Source organism: Corynebacterium sp. c25Ua_47 (assembly GCF_039907205.1).
GTDB classification, from domain to species: Bacteria; Actinomycetota; Actinomycetes; order Mycobacteriales; family Mycobacteriaceae; genus Corynebacterium; species Corynebacterium hiratae.
In genome coordinates, this window is the sequence record NZ_JASBOH010000015.1 from 38648 (window position 1) to 59542 (window position 20895).

Sequence of the window (20895 nt, forward strand, 5' to 3'; positions counted from 1 at the left end):
CCACAGCACCCGTGGCACGGGGGCGCTTTCACTTACCCCCACAACGCAGTTGCGGGACACACTTCACAAACTGACGTGATGCGGACTACACTAGGCACCCATAGATTGTTCAACAATTCGAGAACTATAGAAGAGGTGTCCTCCTGTCATGAGCACGCTGCACATAGACCTCAACGCTGACCTCGGCGAAACCACCGCCGGTAACCCCGTGGCTGATGACGCCGCGATGCTCCAGCTCGTCTCCTCCGCCAACGTCGCCACCGGCTTCCACGCCGGCGATCCGCACTCCATCGCGGGAACGCTCAAGGCGGCCGCAGAAGCAGGAGTTACCGTCGGCGCGCACGTTGGCTATAACGACCCAGCAGCATTCGGGCGCCGCTTCATCGATTACGCACCTGCCGAGCTTGCCGACGAAGTCACCTACCAAATCGGTGCCCTCCAAGCCTTAGCCCAGGCCAACGGAACCCGCGTGGTCTACGTCAAGCCGCACGGCGCGATGTACAACACCATCGTCCACCACGAGGCCCAGGCCCACGCAGTTATCGACGGCATTAAGGCCTTCGGAGATCTCCCCGTCATGCTGCTACCCGGCGGCATTGCCGTCGACATCGCCGAAAAGAAGGGACTCACCGTCATCCGCGAAGCCTTCGCCGACCGCAACTACAACCCCGATGGAACGCTCGTCTCGCGGCGAGAGGCGAATGCGGTAATGGGTGATGAAGGGGACGTCGTCAAGCGCGTGCTCGAGGTTGCCGAAACCGGCTCTATTACCGCCATCGACGGCTCCGTACTCAACGTGGATGCCCAGTCAGTGTGTACGCACGGTGATTCGCCCGGCGCGGTAGAGCTGCTGCGCGGTGTGGTCAAGGAGCTGCAGGCGCGCGGAATTGAGATTCGGAGCGCCATCTGATGCATATTCACCCCGTAGGAACGCGCGCGCTGCTCATAGAGCTGGAGGACTTGCCCCAGGTCATGGCGTGGCACGCGGCTCTCGACGCTAATCCGCTCAAGGATCAAGTCGACGCGATTGCTGCTGCCACCACCTTGCTACTGACCTTTGCCACGCCGAACTCCGCCGCCGCAGCCGCTGAGAAGCTGCAGGATTTCCACCCCACCGCGCAGGCGGGCGAGGATCCGCGCTTTGTGGAGATCGACGTTCTCTATGACGGCGAGGACCTCGATGAGGCTGCCGAGTTGATGGGCATGTCGCGCGAGGGCCTCATTGACTGGCACACGTCCACCGAGTGGCTCGCGGCTTTTGGCGGCTTCGCGCCCGGCTTTACCTATTGCACCCCGGCTGACCCAGCGCAGAATTTCAACATCGAGCGCCGAGCCACCCCGCGCACCGCGGTGCCGGCGGGTGCCGTCGGAATCGCCGGCGGCTTCTCCGCTGTCTACCCCAGGGTTTCTCCCGGTGGCTGGCAGCTGCTGGGCACCACCTCGACCCCGATGTGGGAATCCGATGCCCACCCGCCGGCACTGGTCCAGCCCGGTGACCGCGTGCGCTACCGCGCGGTGAGCTCGCTGCCGGACGTGGTGTCCACCACGCCTTTTGGCCGTCGCACCCCGGCACGCCTGCCGCGCTTGGAAGTCCTCGACGCCGGCCTGCTCACCCTCTTCCAGGATCAGGGCCGCCCCGGGCGTGGCAACTTGGGCGTCACGCCCTCGGGTGCTGCTGACTTGGCTGCGGCCGCCACGGCCAACGTCGCGGTGGGCAACCCGCGCGGCGCCACCGTGCTGGAGAATATCGGTGGCATTCGCCTGCGCGCGCTGACCGACGCCGTCGTGTGCGTCACCGGCGCCCAATCCCGCGTCCTGCTGGACGATATGCCGGTGCACCTCGCGCGCCCGGTGCTCGTCACCGCCGGTTCGACGGTGACCGTGGATCCCGCGACGGTAGGCCTGCGCAGCTACATTGCTATTCGCGGCGGCATCGTGGCGGATGCAGAGCTGGGCTCGGCCTCCACCGACGTGCTTTCTGGGCTGGGACCTGCACCGGTGCGGCTGGGCGATGTCATCGGTGTCCTCCCCCGCTCCACCGCGATGACCGATGCCCAGCTGAGCAACCCGATGCGCGTTCGCGAAGGCGCGCACGGCCAGACCGAAGGTGTGCTGCGTTGCGTGCTCGGTCCGCGCGATGACTGGTTTACTCCCGAAAGTCTGGAGGCATTCCTGGCCACAGAGTGGACTGTTACTGCACAGTCCAACCGCGTGGGCGTGCGCCTAGTCGGCCCGGAGGGCTCCGTGGCACTGAGCCGCGCCCGCGAGGGCGAGCTGCCCTCGGAGGGCATGGTTGCCGGTTCGGTCCAGGTCCCGCCGAGTGGCGAACCCGTGATTTTCCTTCGCGATCACGCCGTGACCGGCGGCTACCCGGTCATCGCCACCGTCCTTGAAGAAGATATTGATATCGCCGCACAGCTCCCGCCGGGGGCGACGGTCCGCTTTGAACTCGCTTAAACACTAGTAAAGGAACACCCACTCATGATTTCTGCAGTCCTTATTGCTAACCGCGGCGAGATCGCCGTCCGCATCGCCCGCACCGCGCGTGACTTAGGCATTCGCTCCATCGCCATTTACTCCGAAGCCGATGCTGGCGCCCTGCACACCCAGGTAGCCGACGAAGCCTATGCCCTGCCCGGCAACTCCGCGGCGGATACCTACATGAACATCCCGGCGCTCCTCGATATCGCAGTGCGCGCCGGCGCTGACGCTATCCACCCCGGTTATGGCTTCCTCTCGGAGAACGCCGACTTTGCCCGCACCGTGGCGGAGGCCGGCCTGACGTGGATTGGCCCGTCGCCGGAGTCCATCGAGCTGCTCGGTGACAAGATTGCTGCGCGCCGCGTGGCTGAGGAGGTTGGCGCCCCGCTGGCACCAGGTACCTCCGATCCCATCGATGACTGGCAGGAAGCCCGCGCCTTCGCGGAGGAGCACGGCCTGCCCATCGCTATTAAGGCTGCCTATGGCGGCGGCGGACGCGGCCTGAAGGTGGTGGAGAACCTCGAGGACATCGAGGCGGCCTTCAACTCCGCCGGCCGCGAAGCCAAGGAGGCCTTCGGCCGCGCGGAGTGCTACGTGGAGAAGTTCCTGACCCACCCGCGCCACGTGGAGGCGCAGATTCTAGCCGATACGCACGGCAACGTCGCCGTGCTGGGCACCCGCGATTGCTCCACGCAGCGCCGCTTCCAGAAACTCATCGAGGAGGCCCCGGCGCCTGCGCTTAGCGACGAACAGCGCACCGGCATCCACGAAGGCGCCCGCGCCATCTGCGCGAAGGTCGGCTACACCGGTGCTGGCACCGTCGAGTACATCGTCTCCGAGGATGGCACGATCTCCTTCCTCGAGGTCAACACCCGCGTGCAGGTGGAGCACCCGGTGACCGAAATGGTTACGGGCGTGGACATCATCGCCGAGCAGTTCCGCATTGCCTCCGGCGAACCCCTCTCCTTCGTATCCGCTTCTTCGTCCTCGTCTTCGTCCGATGCGTCAGCATCGGACCCTGTGTCGAACGGCCACGCCTTCGAGTTCCGCATCAACGCCGAGGACATCCTCAACGGCTTCGCTCCGTGCCCCGGCACCATCGTGCGCTTTGAGCCGCCGACGGGTCCTGGCATCCGCGTCGATTCGGGTGTGCGCTCCGGTTCCATCGTGCCGCCCTATTATGACTCGCTCGTGGCCAAGCTGCTGGTCTGGGGCCCGACCCGCGAGATCGCACTGAAGCGCGCGCAGCAGGCCCTCCAGGAATTCGATATCGAGGGTGTGCGCACCGTACTGCCCTTCCACCGCGATATGGTCTCTTCCCAGGTCCTCGTAGACCACGGCGACGCGGATGCGGCGGCCGGCATCTACACCGACTGGCTCGACCACAACTACCGTCCCTCCGCGGAAGCCACGAGCACAACGGTCCCCGTCGAGGCCATCTATGCGCAGCGTACCCGCGTGGCACTGGAAATCGACGGCAAGCTGGTCAGCGTGGGCTTCCCCACCGATATGTTGTCGCAGGGGCCGGTGAAGGGGGCGTCGGCAAGCGCGGCCTCCGGTGCCAGCGCCAGCGGCAACGAGGTGACCTGCCCTTACGAGGCCAACCTCGTGGCGTGGAACGTGGCAGACGGCGAAACGGTCGAAGAAGGCCAGGCCATAGCCACGATTGAGGCCATGAAGATGGAATCCGCGGTCAAGGCCCCGTCCGCCGGAAAGCTGAGCCGCGTGGCGAAGGAGGGATCCAGGCTGGAACCGGGCGCGGTGATCGCCACGATTTCTTAAGCGGCGGGCTACTGTAAGTCGCATGCTTGCAGATTCCGTCGCCTCCGCGCTTCGCGCCGCCATCTCCGAGGGCGAGTACATGCCCGGACAGCAGCTCAGTGAGGTCCGCGCGGCCGAGCGCTTCGAATGCTCCCGCAACACCCTGCGGGAGTCCTTCGCCATGCTCGCATCCGAGCGAATCGTGGAGCGCATTCCGCACAGGGGCGTCTTCATTGCCACCCCGGATGCCGACTTCGTGCGCGATCTTTATTTAGCGCGCGCCGCCATCGAGCCGGCCGCGGCGCGCTATGCCACCTTCGAGGACCCAGGCGAGCTGGTGCGGCTGACCGAATCCGCCGTGCTTGTCGACGCTCCCCGCCCCCTCATCAATCAGCGCTTCCACAAGAGGCTGGTCGCTGGTCTGGGCTCACCGACGCTGGACCGCTCAATGTCGCACCTGCTGGCGCGCATGCGCTTGACCTTCTTGTTGACACTGGAGCGCTATCCGCAGATTCACGATAACCACGTGCAAGCCAACATCGACTTGGCCCACCTCATCGTGCAGGGTGAGCGCGAGGCCGCCGCCGATGCCTGCCGCGCAGACTTGATGCGCGCGATGGAATCGATTCTCCGGGTCCTCTAACCGCGCCTCCGCGGCACAGAACCGCCCGCGTTTGCAGGTACTTCTTCGCCCGCGGATCCAGCTTCGCCCGCGGGCCTACCCTGCCTTTACGGGCCTTTTCGCCCGCGGGACCGTTTTCGCTTGCGCAAACAGCTAATGAGCGGCCATGGGGGCAGTTCGCAAATGGCATCTTCTAAAAGGCGTCAGTCAAAAGGCGTTTTCACGCCTAAAAACGCCTTTTGGGTTGCACACATGGCGTTTTTAGCCCCAAAGACACCTTTTGGCGGATGCCATCTGCGGGATGCCTTTTGTGAGATGCCATCTGGTGACGAGCCACGCGGCAGCGTACTCGGCGCCGTAGTCGGCGGTGCGCCGCGATTAGTGTGAGGCGTCTAGTCACGGAAGGTAGTGCCGCGGCGTGGAGCAGAATGACGAGGCCCGAAAGCACTCCAGCCGCTGCGGCAGTAACTAAGGGATGAGGAAATCGCGGTCTGGGATGTCGGTGACGAGCATCTTGCCCGGGGCATGCGTGATCGCCAGGCTGGGCCGCGAGTTCATCACGATAGCCTGCGGGGTCACGCCGCACGCCCAAAAGACCGGGATGGTGCCCTCGGGAATGTCGACAGCTTCGCCGAAATCAGGCTGAGATAGGTCCTCGATACCGATTGAGGCGGGGTCACCCACGTGAACCGGGGCGCCATGGACGCCTGGGTAGCGGGAGGTGATGCGGACGGCATCGGAAACCTGGCTCGCAGGAATCGGGCGCATGGAGACCACCATGGGCCCCGAAAAGACGCCGGCCGGCGCGCAGGGAATCGTGGTGCGATACATCGGCACGTTGCGGCCCTGGTCAATATGGGCGATGGAAATGCCGTTTTCCACAAGCGCATTCTCAAAGGTAAAGGAACAACCGATGAGGAAGGAGACGATGTCGTCGGAGTAGAACGGGGAAGCGTCGTCAAGCGTCTGCGTGAGCTGGCCGTCCTCGTAAATATTGTAGGCGGGGATGTCGGTGCGGATATCCCCGCCCGGGATGAGCTCCGAGGCGAACTGCCCTGCCTCCAGCACGCCGACGATGGGGCACGGCTTGGGATTGCGCTGAGCGAAGAGGAGGAAGTCGAAGGCGTACTCGCTCGGCAGCGCGATGAGGTTGGCCTGCATGAAGCCGCGAGCGTGGCCGGCAGTGGTGGTCATGTCGTGTGCGCGGGCAAAGGCGCGCACCTCTGACGGAGTCTGCATCATGCCCATAGGTTAACGATTCCCGAGATGGACTTGATGCCGATGAAGATTTCCAGCACGAGCGCTAGCACGCCAGCGATGAGGAGCCACATCGGCTGCTTGACACCGTGGGTGAGGTCGTGGCGCTTGAAGGCCACCCACATCACCATGGCGAAAGCGATGGGCAGGATGATGCCGTTGAAAGCACCCGCGAAGATGAGCAGCTTCTGCGGTGCGGAGTTGAGGATAGCGAAGAGGATCGCGCAGACAACGATGAATCCGACGGTGAGGAAGTTGCGGGTGCGAGGGTTGATCTTCTGGGTGGTCACGAAGGTAATAGAGGTGTAGGAGGCACCGATGACGGAAGACAGTCCGGCGGCGAAGAGGACGACGCCGAAGGCGCGGAGGCCAAATTCGCCGGCGGCGTGGCGGAAAGCATCGGCGGCCGTATTGTCTTCAGAGAGCGCAACACCAGTAGACACAACGCCCAGGACCGCGAGGAAGAGCAACACGCGCATGATGCCGGTGACAATGATGCCAAGCACGGAGGTCTTCGTAATCGCGCCGACATTTTCCGGGCCAGACAGGCCCGAGTCGATGAGGCGGTGCGCGCCGGCAAACGTAATGTAGCCGCCCACTGTGCCACCGATGAGGGTGGTGATGACGAAGAAGTCGATACTCTCCGGCATGACGGTGTTCTTCAGGGCCTCGCCCACCGGCGGCTGGGAGACAATCGCCACGTAGAGCATGAGCAGAATCATGATGGCGCCCAGCGCAGCGACGATGCGGTCGAGCGCGACGCCTGCGCGCTTGGACAGGAAGATGAAGATGGCGATGGCGGAAGCGATGAGGCCACCGATGCGGGCATCAATGCCGAGCATGGCGTTCAGGCCCAAGCCGGAGCCGGCGATATTGCCGATATTAAAGACCATGCCGCCGATGAAGACCAGGATGGCAAGGAACCATCCGAGGCCGGGCAGAACGGTGTTGCCCAGCTCGTTGGCACGCATGCCGGAGATAGCGAGGATGCGCCACACGTTCAGCTGAATGGCGATGTCCACGATGATCGACAGCGCAATCGCGAAAGCGAAGGCCGCGCCCATCTGCACGGTGAAGACGGAGGTTTGGGTCAAGAAGCCCGGGCCGATGGCGGAGGTGGCCATGAGGAACATGGCACCGGCCATGGCACCAATGCCCTTGGGAGGCTGCACCTCTGTCGGCGCGTTGTGGGCGGCTTCCCGGGAAGCGGAGGGGTTGGTGGGTTCCAAGCTCATTGTTGGGCACCTTTCGTGACGAAGGTCGCATTAAACGTTGGTGAAAGCATAGGGGTTGTTGAACAATCTGTAAACAGCGCGGGGGTGGCGCACGTTACACCCTTGCCAAAATTGCAGCGGCCCGCACACCCTGACCGCACACCGTTGCACACCTCCAAAAGGTGACCTAGGATACTAAGTTAACTAATCATCATTCGTATTCATCAACGGAGGAATCCATGCCCCAGGACATCTACATCGCCGGGGCTGCACGCCTGCCCATCGGCAAATTTGGCGGCAGCCTCGCGCGCCTCTCCCTCACCGAACTTGGCTCCCTTGCAGCCGAAGTAGCTATTGAGCGTTCGGGGCTTTCAGGCGCAGACCTCGATACCGCCGTGGCCTCCAACGTCATGCCGGTCGTGCCGAAGGACCTCTACCTCTCACGTGCCATTGCCAAGAACGTGGGCATGCCAGACTCCTCCACCGCCATGGGCGTCAACCGCCTGTGCGGCTCCGGTGTCCAGGCCGTCATCAGTGCGGCGCAACTCCTGCAGTCTGGCGACGGCTCTCTAGCGTTAGCCGTCGGGGCGGAATCCATGAGCAACGCGCCCTATTCCGTCGAAGGCGCACGCTTTGGCAAGCGCATGGGCGACGGCAAACTCTACGACTGGCTGACCGGTGCGCTCTCCTGTCCCTTCGGCACCGGCCACATGGGCGTGACGGCGGAGAACGTTGCCTCCGATAACAACATCTCCCGCGAGCGCCAGGACAAGTTCGCCGCCGAGTCCCAGGAGCGCGCCGCCAAGGCTCGCACGGAAGGCGTCCACGCGGAAGAAATCGTCCCGGTCGGCGAGCTGGACTTTGATGAGGCGGTGCGGGAGACGGACGTCGAGAAGCTGGCGAAGCTCAAGCCGGTTTTTGTTAAGAACGGAACCGTAACCGCCGGCAACGCCTCCGGCATCAACGATGGTGCGGCGGCCGCCGTGCTGGCCACCGCCGACGAGGTGGACAAGCGCGGCCTTGACCCGCTGGCGAAGATTGTGTCTTGGTCCATCGCGGGCGTAGACCCGACGCGCATGGGTATTGGCCCCATCGCCGCCGTCCCGAAGGCCCTGGAGAAGGCAGGCCTGAGCTTGGCGGATATCGACCTTATCGAATCCAACGAGGCCTTCGCCGCCCAAGCCATTGCTGTGCAGGACCAGCTGGGCTTCGACCCGGCCAAGACGAACGTCTACGGTGGCGCCGTCGCGCATGGCCACCCGGTTGGTGCGACGGGCGTCATCCTGCTGACCAAGCTGGCTTATGCGCTGCGCCACCAGGGCAAGCGCTATGGCTTGGTCACCATGTGCATCGGCGGCGGTCAGGGAATCGCCATGATTATTGAGAATGGAGCGAAGTAAATGAGCATCACCAAGGTAGCCGTTATCGGCGCAGGTTCTATGGGTTCTGGCATCGCAGCACTCTGCGCGTCCGCAGGCATGGACGTGGTCTTGCTTGACCAGAATGTGGAGGGCGCTCAAAAGGGCGTCGATGTCCAGCTCAAGCGCAAAGGCTTCCACCTGCCAGAGTTCGCCGAGCGCGTGCGCGCCAGCGATGACTACGCGCTGTTGGAGGACCGCGAGTGGGTCATCGAGGCCATCTTCGAGGACCTCGGCGCCAAGCACTCGCTCTACGAGGCCATCGAGCCTTATTTGTCTGCGGATGCTCTGTTGAGTTCGAACACCTCGACCCTGCCGCTGGCCTCCCTCCTGGAGGGCGTGCCGGAGGCCCGCCGCGAGAAGTTCGCTATCACGCACTTCTTCAACCCGCCGAAGGTCATGCGTCTAGTGGAGCTCATCGCTTCCGGCTCCACGGAGGCCGCTCTGCGCACGACCATCGAGCAAACCCTGGGCAAGATTGCGCTCGAATGCCGCGACACCCCGGGTTTCATTGCCAACCGCGTGGGCTGCTACTGGATGGCCGCCGGTGTGGCACGCGCCCGCGAGTTCGACGTGAGCTACGAGCTTGCCGACGCCTCCTTCGGCCGTGCCTTCGGCATTCCGCGCACCGGTATTTTCGGGCTGCTCGATTACATCGGCCTCCAGCTGGTCAAGCCGATTTGGAAGTCTTTGGAGACGGCCCTGCCGGCGGGCGATCCGCTTCTTGACGTCCCCCTCGGCGATGACTCCTTTATCGAAGGTCTCGTTTCTCGAGGGCTCACCGGCCGCACCGGTGACGGCGGCTTTTACCGCGGCCGTGACGAGGTCATCAACGCCTCCTACGAATACGTACCCCGCACTCAGCCCACCGATCCTGTCGTGGGACTCAAAGATCCGCGCGAGGTCATGGAGACCGATTCGCCGGGCGGCCGTTTTGCCCGCGCCGTCTTCCTCGGCACGCTGGCGTACTGCTGCGAGGTCGCACCTGACATTGCGGACCACGTGGGCCTCATCGACGAGGGCCTTACTCTTGGTTTCGGCTGGAAGAAGGGCATCTTCGCGCTTGCCGACGCCATCGGCATCGACTGGGTCGCCTCCGCCTACGGCTCCAACGTCCCGGCCTTGGTCTCCGCCGCGGCTTCGGCGGGCGGTTTTTACGGCAAGGGCTCGGTGCTCTCTTCTCAGGGAGAACGTCAGGAACTCGCGCCGCGCGAGGGTGTTGTCACCCTGGCTTCTCTGGATGCGGAGACCATCGTGTCTCAGGAGGCGGGCGCTGTCCACGCGGTCTCCACCCCGGCTGGCCGCATCGGCATCATCGACCTACACACCCCGATGAACTCCCTGCCAACGCCCGCCCTCGAAGTCATCCGTGCCGCTCTGGGCGCCGTGACCTCGGAGAACCTCGTCGCGCTGGTTATTGGTAATGACAAGCCGGTTTTCTGCGCGGGCGCAGACCTCGCTTCCATCGCTTCCGCTGGTGAGTCCGGCGATGCCTCGCTCGTCGAATCCCTCCTTTCGGACGGCTCGACCACCCTACGCGCCCTTAAGTTCGCCCCGGTTCCGGTCGTGGCCGCTGTGCGTGGCGTCGCTCTGGGCGGCGGCTTCGAAACCGCTCTGGCCTGCGACCGCATCGTGGCCCACGCCGATACCCGCCTTGGCTTCCCGGAGCGCACCGTGGGCCTCTACCCCGGCTGGACCGGCACCATCTCCTCGCTGGAGCGCCTCAAGGCGGCCGGTGTCGAAGACTATCACCAGAAGGCCTTCGATTTCATCGCGTCCGCCCGCAACTTCTCGTCTGCTTTCGAGGCACAGAAGGCTGGCTTTTTGTCCTCGGATGATGTCGTGCTCATGTCCTACGACCACGTCCTCGCCCGCGCTATGGAGGAGGCCGCCACCCTGGCCGGCTCCTACACCCCGCCGGCCGATGAGGAGATTGAGATGTACTCCGGCTCCCCCGCCCTCGACCGCGATTGGCCTATCGAGGGCACCACCGAGAATGACCACGTCATCGTGGCCAAGCTCGCCGAGATGTACACCGGCTCCGGCTCGCTGAGCTTCACCGAGTTCTGCGACCGCGAGGTGGAGTACGACGTACCGCTGGTCCTCCTGCCCGCCAACGTGGAGCGCGCCAAGCACATGGCCGCGACCCGCAAGCCGCTCAACAACTAGCCTGCGCCACCCTCATCGCAAATGGTCCCCTTACTCTGGTCCCCTTTACTCAGCAAAGGGACCATTTGTATGGGGTTTTGGTGTGGAGATGGTCCCTTATCAGCACTAAGAAACCAAAGTAGAAGGACCATCTAAACTCGGCGGTGCTTGATGAGGCTCGCTTTCCACCCCACCACTATGCGCTACGGTGCGACCTCACAGCCTTGAGCGCTGCCCGCACCTCACTGACCACTCGTGGTCTTTCATAAAGCAATTCGCTCGGGGAATACGGCAAGACAACAAAGCCTAGATTCTGGATGTGCTTTTCACGCTGCCGCTCCGCCCGGATGACCTCATCCACCGGTTTGCCGTAGGTGATTCCGTCATATTTCACATGCCCATCAATAACGAGTTGGACGCGATTTTCGTAGATAAGCGCAGTAGCGGGCAAGGCACGTTCGTCCCGATTGACTTTGACGCGGTCGTCAAAGCACGCACAAGACGTGTGAAGCTAACATTGTAAGTATTGTGGGCTCGCTACACCACAACGCTGGCCCAGCCGGGCCAGCGTCACTACAGCTACGACCGGTTCCGCCAACTGGTTGCCTCCCATGTCGACGCGGCCGGGCTGACCGCCCGGATCACCCATGCACCAGGGCATACGATGCAGGTGGATTGGGCAGGTACGAAAATGCGCCTGTACGACCCTTCAAGCACACCGGGGTGAAAGTCACCATTTTCGTTGCTTTGTTGCCGTATTCAGGGATGCTCTTTGCATGTGCGTGTGCTGACCAGCGGCAGGGCCTGACCCCGGAAAGTAGACACGTCGGGGGTTAGCTATGCTGCTTGGGTCAGTGTAGCTGATGTGAGCGCTTCGAAGGCATCAGGGGCTAGAAGGTTGCACCAGTAGTGCCGTCTGCGCGTGTTGTAGCGCATGCACCACCGGAAGACTTCCTGACGGCAGACGATGGGATTGTCAAAGACTTTCCGATCACGCAGAACTTCACGCTTTAAGGTGGCGTTAAACGATTCTGCTAGGGCATTATCGGCACTTGTACCCACTGCGCCCATGGATTGGCGTACACCAAGTTGGGCGCAGTGGTCCCTAAATGCCTGTGAGGTGTACACACTACCGTGGTCGGAATGGAAAATTGCCCCTTTAAGGCTTCCGCGGACTTTCCTGGCATGAGACAAAGCCTCGATAACCAGCGATACCCGCATGTGATCGGCGAGTGCATGTCCGACGAGTTTGCGCGAGTAGACGTCGATGACTGTGGCAAGGTACATGTTCTTGCCTCCCTTACACGGCAGGTAGGTGATATCGCCTACATAGACCTGGTTCGGCTTATCAGCGGTGAATTTGCGGCCTACTAAATCTGGCATGACGCGGTGGCCAGGCTTGCGCCTGGTGGTGATGCACCGACGCCGTTTAGTAAAGCCTTTCAGGCCCATGGATTTCATGATGCGTGCGACCTTCTTGTGATTGATCGGAGGAAAGTCCGTATCGTCGTTGAGGCTTGCAGCGATGCGTTTAGCACCATAAAGCCCGTGCTCATCATCGAAGATGGCCTTGATTCGTGTCAATCCGACGGCAACATCACACTCACCACTTTTCTGTAGACATAAGACCTAGACCCCGCTAGACACGTGTAAAACAATGCTAGGAACGGCCCTATTTTACAGGAAACATTCTGCCGCATACCGGCGTAACAATAGGGTGTACCCCAGGTGCCCCTACCAGCGCCCGCAGTTGAAGGCTTCACCTACCAAATGGTAAAGTTAGCTATATGCGAACCAGTCAGCGCTCCGAGATCCTGGAAGCTGCCCTCCGCGTCATGAACGCAGCGGAGGGTGGCGACATTACCCTTGACGCAGTGGCCCACGAGGCCGGGCTCACCAAACCGGGATTGCTATATCACTTCCGCAACCGCGACGTACTGCTCGCCGCGATCGTCGACCACGCTGCGGCCAACGTCGAGAACGACATGACTGCCACCCTTGGCAAGCCCCTCGAGAACGCCAACGCCACCGAGCGGCTCCTGAGCTACGTTCACGTCGCCGCCCACGGGGCCGCCAAGCGCGCCGAGTTCATCATCTGGGGCCAAGCGACGTATCGGCCCGAACTCACCGAACCGTGGACTACGCGGATGGGCCGCTGGCTCGAACTCCCGGACGATCTCGACGCCGCCACCCGAGCCAGGCTGACCACCGCCCGACTCGCCGCCGACGGACTCTGGGGCGCCCAGGCCACAGGTGTGTCCACCCTCCACGGCGCGGATCTCGAAGCCGTCGTCTCCAGCATTCGCTCCCTGATCGAAGGAACAACCCCATGAAGCAGTGGTTCCTGCTCGCTGGCGCCATCACTACCGAAGTGGCGGCGACGCTGTCTCTCAAGGCGGCGCTCAATCACCCATCCTGGTACATCGTGGTTGCTGCCGGATACATCGGCACTTTCGTCTTCCTCACCTTCTGCCTGCGCGAAGGAATGCAGATCGGCGTCGCCTATGGCATCTGGGGAGCCAGCGGGGTCGTGCTCGCCGCCGTGCTATCCGCCGCGATTTTCGGTGAACCTCTGACCGCTGTGATGGGTCTTGGAATGGTTGCGATCATCAGCGGTGTCCTCACCGTCGAACTCGGCTCCCAGAAAGCTCAGCAAACCGCAGCCCAGGAAGCAGGAGTCAACTCATGAGATGGATCTTCCTCGCAGGCGCCATCTTGTCCGAAGTCGTCGCGACCATGTCGCTACGAGCCTCCGACGGTGGCCGGGTGAAGAAATGGTTCATCGGCGTCATCGCGGGGTATCTCGTGGCGTTCGTCGCCTTAAGTCTCGCCTTGACCGACGGCATGGCCCTTGGCGTCGCCTACGGCATCTGGGCAGCATCCGGCGTAGCTCTCACCGCGATCCTCGCCCGGGTCATCTTCCACGAACCCCTCACCCGAACCATGGCCCTCGGCATCCTCCTCATCGCCGTCGGAGTTCTCACCGTTGAACTCGGCGCCAACTTGGCGAACTGACGCATTTCCGCAGGTAAACCAGGCAGATTGGTGTGCTGCACCACGAGGCGCACAGACAAAGGCTCCCCAATGAGCGCCTGTGGGCCTAGCGTTGTGGATGTGATCACCTGTGTCGTCCACTACACCATCGACCCCGACCAGATCGCAGCCTTTGAACAGTTCGCCCGCGCTTGGATGCGGCATGTCGACGAACACGGCGGCACCCACCACGGGTACTACCTACCCGCGGAAGGTGTGAGTGACCGTGCGGAATCCCTGTTCAGCTTCCCCAGCCTGGCTGCCTACGAGCAGTACCGCACCTTGTTCGGCACCCACTCGGACTTCATCGCCGCTGACCGGATTCGAGACGAGTCCGAGTGCGTCCTGCGGTACGAGCGCACCTTCATGCGGCCGCTCCTACCCCAGGGACACTGAAAGGGACTCCGGCAGCACGCTCGGCACAACCCACAACGCCGCAGGTCAGCGCGTACAGATGGGTGTAATCAACTTTTGCAAGTGTTATCTGTCTCGGAGAGAATAAGAATCAGAGCATGATCCTCTACGTCCGGTTCCTACCCCAGATCATTCCCACCGAAAGCCGCCGCCAACCGGCCTGACCTCGCTCACTCGCCGGGCCACGGCATCACCATGGGGATTGACCCTCGAGCCGGGAGCCCGGGTGCTTGCCAAGGTCCAGCGAAGCTCTCCTGCTGCCGTGAACTATGTCGCGGTGGACATCGCGTCCTACGAGACGGCCGATGAAATCAGGGAATTCCTGGCCGGAAATGGGGCGTCATCCCTGGCCTTTGCCTCTGATACCGATACGCGGCTCATCACCGCCTACCGGATAAACCAGGTAAGCACCGCTGTAATCCTGGACGCCGCGGGCACGGAGGTCTTCCGTGCCGTGGAGCCGGGTGCTGCGTAACTGCGGACGGTACTGGCCGCGGCGGGAGCCGGCTCAGTGAAGCCCCTTAGCCTGCGGCGGGCTCAGATGTAACTGCAGATTTGTTCAGCATCGCAGCGCTGAGGGTCGGCCACCTCGGCGGTTGCATATTGTTCGGCCACGGTCACCCGGAGCGCGGTGAGCTCCGCGATTTTCCGGTCCAGGTCCTGCAACTGTTTCCCCAGGACATCCCGTACGTGGGTGCAAGGCGTCAAACCGCTATCGCGGATCCGCAGAATGTCCTGGATCTGCGCCAGGGTCAGCCCGGCGATTTGGCTGCGGCGAATGAATTCGAGGCGGCTGAGGGTGTCGTGGGTGTAGTCACGATAGCCGTTGGCCGAGCGCTCAGCCGGTGGGAGCAGGCCCCGGTCCTCATAGAACCTGATCGTCTTGGTTGTTATACCGGCAGCATCAGCAACTTCACCGATTCGCATTTCGGGTCCTCATCTCGTTCCAAAAAATCGCATATGACCCTTCCATCGTACTGGAACGTTCCGCATCGGCACCCGCAAACCAACAGGTCCCGTCGCCAGCTTGACCTTCCCCCTTAGTGGAAGGTTGATAATGGGGTGTGACGTACTACTGGCCGTCCGGTTTCGTGTTGGGGTCCCCTGTCGGGGTTCCGGACACGAGCCGGACATATGAAGGGATGATCATGTCAATAAAAGTGAAGGGCCGGAAGCGCTCTGGCCTGGTGCTTGCGGCAGGCACTCTGCTGTCCTTCCTTGGTGTTGTGATGGTGGCGCTGGTGTGCTGCGGGGTACCCGTTCTGACGGCTGCAGCCGGTGTTTTCGCCGCGGCCCGCGCAATGGCCGGCAACCTCTGGTTCATTGCCGCCGCAGCCCTTGCCGCCGCAGCCCTTGCCGCGGGGGCCCTGCTCCTGCGGGCGCAGCGTCGGGGCAGCCCGGGGACGGATTGTTGCGCCCGTTCCCGCCCGGGGGCCAGCCTGTCCGCGGGTTCTACTCCAACACCTCATTCATCGTCGGAGCAGGAGCGGTCCGGGCAGTCCCGGGCCGGTGCTTCTGAGGATGCGGGGTCACAGGGATGACGGGTGTTTTGGGTCTGGCCTTTCTGACCGGAATGCTTGCCACGGTGAATCCATGCGGGTTTGCGATGCTGCCAACCTATCTGGCGTATTTCATTGGTTCAGGCCCCGGTGCGGGACGGAAGCGGCCGTTGCTTGCAGGTCTTCAGGCCGGGGTTGCCCTCAGCGCCGGTTTCGCCACTGTCTTTGTTACGGCCGGCCTGCTCGCCGCTGTAGGCCTGCGGTCGGTGGCGTCGGCGCTTCCCTGGGCGGCGGCGCTGATCGGAGCGGTTATTGTGGTTGCCGGCCTTGGCATGGTGTTCGGATGGCAGCTGCCCGGGGCGAGGTTGAACCTGCCCCGGATTCTGAAGACGGACGGGACCAGTTCGGGCCTCAGGGCGGTCTTTGGCTACGGGGTGGCCTATGCGGTGGCTGCGCTCTCTTGCAGCCTGGCCCTGCTGCTGGCTGTTGTCGCCCAGGCTGTGTCCACCGGGAGCCTGGCCGGGCTGCTGGCGGTCTTCGCCGCCTACGCCTTGGGCTCCTCGGTGGTGCTGGTCCTTCTGTCCCTCGGTGCAGCGGTAGCGCGGGACGTCCTGGCACGCCACGTCCGAAGGATCCTGCCGTTTGTTAATCGTCTCGGCGGAGCCGCGCTTATCCTCGCAGGGATCTACCTGTTGCTCTACTGGGTTCCGGCCCTGTCCGGCGGGCAGGCCGGGGAGATCATGGGCGGGACGGTCACCGAAGCCAGCGTGGCGCTGTCCGGTTTCATCTCGGGCAACTGGCCCATCATCACCCTCACCGCGGTGGCCGCCGTCCTCGCCGCCGCGGCCCTGGCCCTGCGGCGCCGCAGTAAAAGCAAGGCACAGGACAACAGCGCAATCACGGATGGGGCTGAGAGCAGCGACAGCACCGAAGCGTGCTGCGGCCCGGAACATCTTCTTCCCGACACGGCGCCAGGGCGCACCAACCAGAAAGGAAACCCATGACAACGACCAGAAACCACCGGCGGATCTTCACCATTACTGCCGTCGTAGCGGCCGCGGCCCTCATCCTGGTCCTGGCCCTCACTGCGTTGAACCGCGGGAGCGAAACCGCTCCCGCCGCCGGGCCAGCGGGCGCAAACAACGTGGACAGGATCGAGATCACATCTGTGGACGGCAAGGCCCTCACCGTCCCTTCCACCCGCCCGACAGTGCTGTATTTCATGGCGAGCTGGTGCTATACCTGCGTTCCGCAGGCAGAAGCGATGAAGGAACTGGAACAGGAATATGCCGATAAGGCAGACTTCGTCGCCGTGGACGTGACGCCGGAGACCACAAAAACCCAAGTGGACCAGTTCCGCGAAATGGCCGGCACACCCGGATACCCCTTCGTTGTCGACCGGACCGGGGAACTCACCCAAAAGTACGCGGTCACATCCCTGGACAGTACCGTCGTCATCGCACCTGACGGTGACATCCTGGGCCGGGCCGATTCCCGGCCCATGAAGGCCGATGCCCTGAAGGAATTTCTTGACACAACACTTCCGTAGCAACACCGATCTCTTCGCTCCCGTTCTTGACCTTCCCGTGCAGGGGAAGGTGCAGACTGGGGACAGCATGCAAAAAGGAACGCCCCCGGGGTGTTCATTCGAGACTCCAAGGAGGACTAATGCCTGAGGCAGCACCAGATTTTGATTTAGCCGTGATCGGTTCCGGAGGCGGCGCCTTCGCCGCCGCCATCCGGGCCACCAAGCTGGGCAATCGGGTCGTGATGATCGAACGCTCCACGGTGGGCGGGACCTGTGTGAACACCGGGTGCGTTCCCTCCAAAGCCCTGCTGGCCGCCGCCGAAGCCCGGCATGTCGCTGTGGATGCGACCGGAAGGTTCCCCGGGATCAGCACTTCCGCCGCCCCGGTGGACATGGGTGTACTGATAGACGGGAAACGCTCCCTGGTCGAGGGAATGCGCTCGGATAAATACGTGGATCTGGCCGCCGACTACGGATGGGACCTGCGCCAGGGCACCGCGGTGTTCGCCGGCACCCCGGAGGAACCGGTCCTGGAAATCACCGGACCCGACGGCACCCGCGACTCCCTGACCGCCGCCCATTATCTGGTCGCGACCGGTTCGACCCCGTGGGCACCCCCGGTGCCGGGACTGGATGAAGTCAACTACCTGACCTCGACCACCGCCATGGAACTGAACGAGGTGCCCGAGTCCCTGATCGTCTTCGGCGGCGGGTACGTGGCCCTGGAGCAGGCGCAGCTTTTTGCCCGCCTCGGATCCAAAGTGACCTTGCTGGTCCGCTCCAGGCTTGCCTCGCACGAGGAACCGGAAGCCTCCCGTGCGCTGATGGGCGTCTTCGCCGACGAGGGCATCCGCGTGGTCCGCCGCGCAGCCGTAACTTCGGTCCGCACAGATCCCGCCGGCGCAGAGGTCCTTGTCACCGCCACGGTCGCCGGGGGCCAGGAGGAATTCCGCGCCGCAAAGCTGCTGGTAGCCACCGGCCGACGCGCCGTCACCGACGGACTGAACCTGGACGCCGTCGGCGTCAAGACCGGCGACACCGGCCAGATCCTGGTCGAGAGCACACTCGCCAGCTCCAACCCCAGGATCTGGGCCGCAGGGGATGTGACCGGGCACCGAGAATTCGTCTACGTCGCGTCCGCCCACGGAACCCTGATGGTGGAGAACGCCTTCAACAACGCCGGGCGCGAGGTCGACTACCGGCACCTGCCCCGCGTGACGTTCACCAGCCCGTCACTGGCCGCGGTCGGCATGACCGACAAGGAAGCCAACGAGGCGGGCATCCGGTGTGAATGCCGGGTCCTGCCCCTGGAATACGTTCCCCGGGCACTGGTGAACCGGGACACCCGCGGCTTCATCAAAATCGTCGCCGACGCCGACACCGGACGGATTGTGGGGATCACCGCCGTCGGCAAGGAGGCCGGTGACCTGGCCGCCGCCGGAGTCTACATCCTCGAGGCCGGCATGACCGTTGACCAGGTCGCGAACCTCTGGTGCCCATACCTGACCATGGCCGAAGGGATCAAAATCGCCGCACAGTCCTTCACCACCGACGTCTCCAAACTCTCCTGCTGCGCCTCCTGACCCGCGCCAGATCCCAGCCTAATCCCATTACGTTGTTGGCAGTTCCGCTTGAAGGAGCCCAGGATTCGTACTCCTAGCCCCATGCTGGGGCAGGCTATGTTTATCTGCGTTCCTTCTGCCTTGTGGCAGTGGAACTAGTCGCTGGCTTCGGTATGGCTTATTTTCGTCCCTGTCTGAAAATGATCCGGGGGGTGTTCCCGATCTCTGTCTTCGCATAGATAAAGCGCGTTAGCATTTATTACCCTTAAAGAGTGATTACCAACGAACTTCGAAATTTACTAGCCAAAGCAACCACCCATGCACAGCGTTTTCAAGACGGAGAAGACCACACTGTAGCCGCAGCACTCCTCACCAAATCAGGCAAACACGTACTCGGTTTGAACGCGCACCACTTCCTCGGTGGTCCTTGCGGGGAAGTCTCGGCTTTAGCTAACCATGCTGCTAGTTATCCAGAGGACCCAATCCAAGCAGTAGTCGCCGTATACGGACCTACTGGTCAAGTTATTCCTCCCTGCGGTAAATGCCGCCAGGTGCTTTTTGATGTTGATCCGTCCATTCGGTGCATCGTGCGCGGAAGCAATGGACTTGAAGCACTTACCGTAGAAGAACTCTTGCCTTTCGCATTCAACTGGCGAGATATGGAACAAGAGCAGCGCATCTACATGTGGGAAGGCTACGAGGAATCAATTCGTAGCGGAGAAAAGCAACAAACCATCCGGGTAGATGATCCTTTCCATGAAGGAAGTGCCCAAATTGTCTTCGAGAAAGAATCCGGAGAGGTCGTCACCATTCCTGCACAGGTCACGTCCGTTGTCTCGACCCAGCGAAGTGAATTGTCGGAAAAGCAAGCTAGAAATGACGGTTTTGGTTCTCTCACCGAGCTTCAGGAAGCGCTAGATACTCACTATCCCGGATTAGCTGCCGATGACGAAGTCGACCTCGTAGAGTTCAAACTCCACCAGTAATTCAAACAATCTAAAAGCGCACTTACCCTTTTTGTAGAAGCAGTAAAACTACACCAGAGTTTGTGACTTAGGGGAGTGCTTCACATCTGCAAAACCGACGACTAATTTCTTGTTTTTTCTGTGTGTCAGCTCACTAACCAAAAGCCTAGGACACGCACCTGTGCGCCTTGTTTATTGGAGCGCACGGGGATACTGGAGACTACGAGTACGCACTAGACGCCGCCAACAGTGCAGCCGGACACCTGCAAGCAATACAAGCGGAGCTGCCTTCCACTTCCCCACTGGCCCGTGACACTGGAAGGCTTGCAAGGCTCGTGCGCGCCGCACAGCGGAACCTGTCTCAACAGCGTCCCGCAGATAATTCAGTCGAACTTCTTAACTTAGCCGCCAGCCTCAAAGAAAGGCTGGAAGGGGCGGATTCTAGGGGTCATTTTTCTTTGGCTAAACGTGTTATGTCCATAGGGTTTTTGGACACGGAGTCCGGTGTCTTTTTGGACACGGAGTCCGTGGAGTTCTTGGACACTTCTAGCGTTTTATGGTTATGGCCTGCGTTTGGGCCGGGGTTTGGATAGTTTCGGGTTCATCCGCGGTGGTTGGCGGTGTTTCATTCCTTCGACAAGGTGGATGTTGATCTGGCCACCTGGTGGCCTGTGGCTCAATGTGATCGGCAGTGGCACGCTGAAGAGGAATTCACCGTCATGGGCCGTGTAGAACTCCGCAACGTTATCGGCTGTGACTGTGGTGTAGAGCCTGCGGTTTTTAAACCTCAGACCAATGTAGAGACCGAAGCCGCACACACGTACAACCCCACCTTTGCTCACGCAGAGCTGGTCTGGGATGCCCCAATGGTTTGTTGATTGTGTCGTCGATGCCGTTAGTGTTGGGGTATCGGTGGGAGGTATGCCTTGCAAAGCTGCCATGTCATCGGTGCTGGCCTCGTGTGAAGTTGCCGCTTCCGCGGGGCCGTTTAGC

Annotated in this window: 19 protein-coding genes and 2 pseudogenes; 16 read left to right on the top strand and 5 right to left on the bottom strand. The window is 62.3% G+C overall.

The genetic code is table 11. The features are described from left to right. Positions 1–148: 148 nt before the first annotated feature. From QKE52_RS11905 to QKE52_RS11920, 4 genes are read left to right on the top strand one after another with little or no spacing between them, the layout of a single operon-like run. Entirely contained in the window at positions 149–910 is a 762-nt protein-coding gene (locus QKE52_RS11905; protein ID WP_347948876.1) for a 5-oxoprolinase subunit PxpA, read from the top strand. After that, entirely contained in the window at positions 910–2457 is a 1548-nt protein-coding gene (locus QKE52_RS11910) for a 5-oxoprolinase/urea amidolyase family protein (RefSeq protein WP_347948877.1), read from the top strand. The genes QKE52_RS11905 and QKE52_RS11910 overlap by 1 nt, the downstream gene beginning before the upstream one ends. Positions 2458–2481: 24 nt before the next feature. After that, complete coding sequence (locus tag QKE52_RS11915; protein WP_347948878.1) at positions 2482–4263, top strand: biotin carboxylase N-terminal domain-containing protein; 1782 nt, start codon at positions 2482–2484, stop codon at positions 4261–4263. A 22-nt stretch (positions 4264–4285) separates the two neighbouring features. Then, on the top strand, positions 4286–4885 hold the full coding sequence (locus QKE52_RS11920; RefSeq protein WP_347948879.1) for a GntR family transcriptional regulator: 600 nt from the start codon (positions 4286–4288) through the stop codon (positions 4883–4885). Between the two features lie 447 nt (positions 4886–5332). Here QKE52_RS11920 and QKE52_RS11925 read toward each other — a convergent pair whose 3' ends face one another. Then, entirely contained in the window at positions 5333–6103 is a 771-nt protein-coding gene (locus tag QKE52_RS11925; protein ID WP_347948882.1) for a putative hydro-lyase, read from the bottom strand. After that, positions 6103–7266, bottom strand: coding sequence for an NRAMP family divalent metal transporter (locus QKE52_RS11930; RefSeq protein WP_347948883.1), 1164 nt, complete (start codon positions 7264–7266; stop codon positions 6103–6105). Before QKE52_RS11930 ends, QKE52_RS11925 begins: the two co-directional genes overlap by 1 nt. A gap of 308 nt (positions 7267–7574) precedes the next feature. Here QKE52_RS11930 and QKE52_RS11935 point away from each other — a divergent pair, with 308 nt between their 5' ends. Both QKE52_RS11935 and QKE52_RS11940 read left to right on the top strand, forming a co-directional pair. Further along, a complete protein-coding gene (locus QKE52_RS11935) occupies positions 7575–8735 on the top strand; it encodes an acetyl-CoA C-acyltransferase (protein WP_269948355.1) in 1161 nt (386 codons plus the stop codon). Further along, positions 8736–10922, top strand: a complete 2187-nt coding sequence (locus tag QKE52_RS11940; protein ID WP_070708202.1) for a 3-hydroxyacyl-CoA dehydrogenase/enoyl-CoA hydratase family protein — start codon at positions 8736–8738, stop codon at positions 10920–10922. 816 nt (positions 10923–11738) lie between these two features. On the opposite strand, the pseudogene QKE52_RS11945 reads toward QKE52_RS11940, so the two are convergent. After that, positions 11739–12491: pseudogene (locus tag QKE52_RS11945) on the bottom strand (IS3 family transposase); the annotation flags it as partial. 197 nt (positions 12492–12688) lie between these two features. Here QKE52_RS11945 and QKE52_RS11950 point away from each other — a divergent pair. The 5 genes from QKE52_RS11950 to QKE52_RS11970 all read left to right on the top strand — a co-directional run bounded on the left by QKE52_RS11950 (position 12689) and on the right by QKE52_RS11970 (position 14823). Then, positions 12689–13234, top strand: coding sequence for a TetR/AcrR family transcriptional regulator (locus tag QKE52_RS11950; RefSeq protein WP_034666346.1), 546 nt, complete (start codon positions 12689–12691; stop codon positions 13232–13234). Continuing rightward, a complete protein-coding gene (locus QKE52_RS11955; RefSeq protein WP_048733039.1) occupies positions 13231–13590 on the top strand; it encodes an SMR family transporter in 360 nt (119 codons plus the stop codon). Before QKE52_RS11950 ends, QKE52_RS11955 begins: the two co-directional genes overlap by 4 nt. After that, positions 13587–13916 (top strand): multidrug efflux SMR transporter, encoded by a 330-nt coding sequence (locus QKE52_RS11960; RefSeq protein ID WP_347948880.1) that lies wholly within the window; start codon positions 13587–13589, stop codon positions 13914–13916. Before QKE52_RS11955 ends, QKE52_RS11960 begins: the two co-directional genes overlap by 4 nt. Before the next feature lie 99 nt (positions 13917–14015). Next, a complete protein-coding gene (locus QKE52_RS11965; RefSeq protein WP_174232238.1) occupies positions 14016–14330 on the top strand; it encodes an NIPSNAP family protein in 315 nt (104 codons plus the stop codon). A 244-nt stretch (positions 14331–14574) separates the two neighbouring features. Then, positions 14575–14823 carry an alkyl hydroperoxide reductase gene (locus tag QKE52_RS11970; protein WP_240504687.1) on the top strand — a complete coding sequence of 83 codons (249 nt, stop codon included), beginning with the start codon at positions 14575–14577 and terminating at the stop codon, positions 14821–14823. A 62-nt stretch (positions 14824–14885) separates the two neighbouring features. Here the strand turns inward: QKE52_RS11970 and QKE52_RS11975 are convergent, their stop codons facing one another. Then, complete coding sequence (locus QKE52_RS11975) at positions 14886–15275, bottom strand: heavy metal-responsive transcriptional regulator (RefSeq protein ID WP_049361037.1); 390 nt, start codon at positions 15273–15275, stop codon at positions 14886–14888. 221 nt (positions 15276–15496) lie between these two features. On the opposite strand from QKE52_RS11975, the gene QKE52_RS11980 reads away from it, so the two are divergent. From QKE52_RS11980 to QKE52_RS12000, 5 genes are all read left to right on the top strand, one after another. Further along, positions 15497–15889, top strand: a complete 393-nt coding sequence (locus tag QKE52_RS11980; protein ID WP_070624764.1) for a hypothetical protein — start codon at positions 15497–15499, stop codon at positions 15887–15889. Beyond that, positions 15886–16851, top strand: coding sequence for a cytochrome c biogenesis protein CcdA (locus tag QKE52_RS11985; protein ID WP_005532162.1), 966 nt, complete (start codon positions 15886–15888; stop codon positions 16849–16851). Before QKE52_RS11980 ends, QKE52_RS11985 begins: the two co-directional genes overlap by 4 nt. After that, the gene (locus QKE52_RS11990) at positions 16848–17396 is read left to right on the top strand and encodes a TlpA disulfide reductase family protein (RefSeq protein WP_014316113.1); all 549 of its coding nucleotides are present in this window, start codon (positions 16848–16850) and stop codon (positions 17394–17396) included. Before QKE52_RS11985 ends, QKE52_RS11990 begins: the two co-directional genes overlap by 4 nt. 119 nt (positions 17397–17515) lie before the next feature. After that, positions 17516–18958: a mercury(II) reductase gene (gene merA, locus QKE52_RS11995; RefSeq protein ID WP_005532160.1), complete on the top strand. Its 1443-nt coding sequence runs from the start codon at positions 17516–17518 to the stop codon at positions 18956–18958. A 251-nt stretch (positions 18959–19209) separates the two neighbouring features. Next, complete coding sequence (locus QKE52_RS12000) at positions 19210–19923, top strand: ASCH domain-containing protein (RefSeq protein WP_070624761.1); 714 nt, start codon at positions 19210–19212, stop codon at positions 19921–19923. A 539-nt stretch (positions 19924–20462) separates the two neighbouring features. Here the strand turns inward: QKE52_RS12000 and QKE52_RS12005 are convergent. Next, a pseudogene (locus tag QKE52_RS12005) lies at positions 20463–20895 on the bottom strand (transposase); the annotation flags it as partial.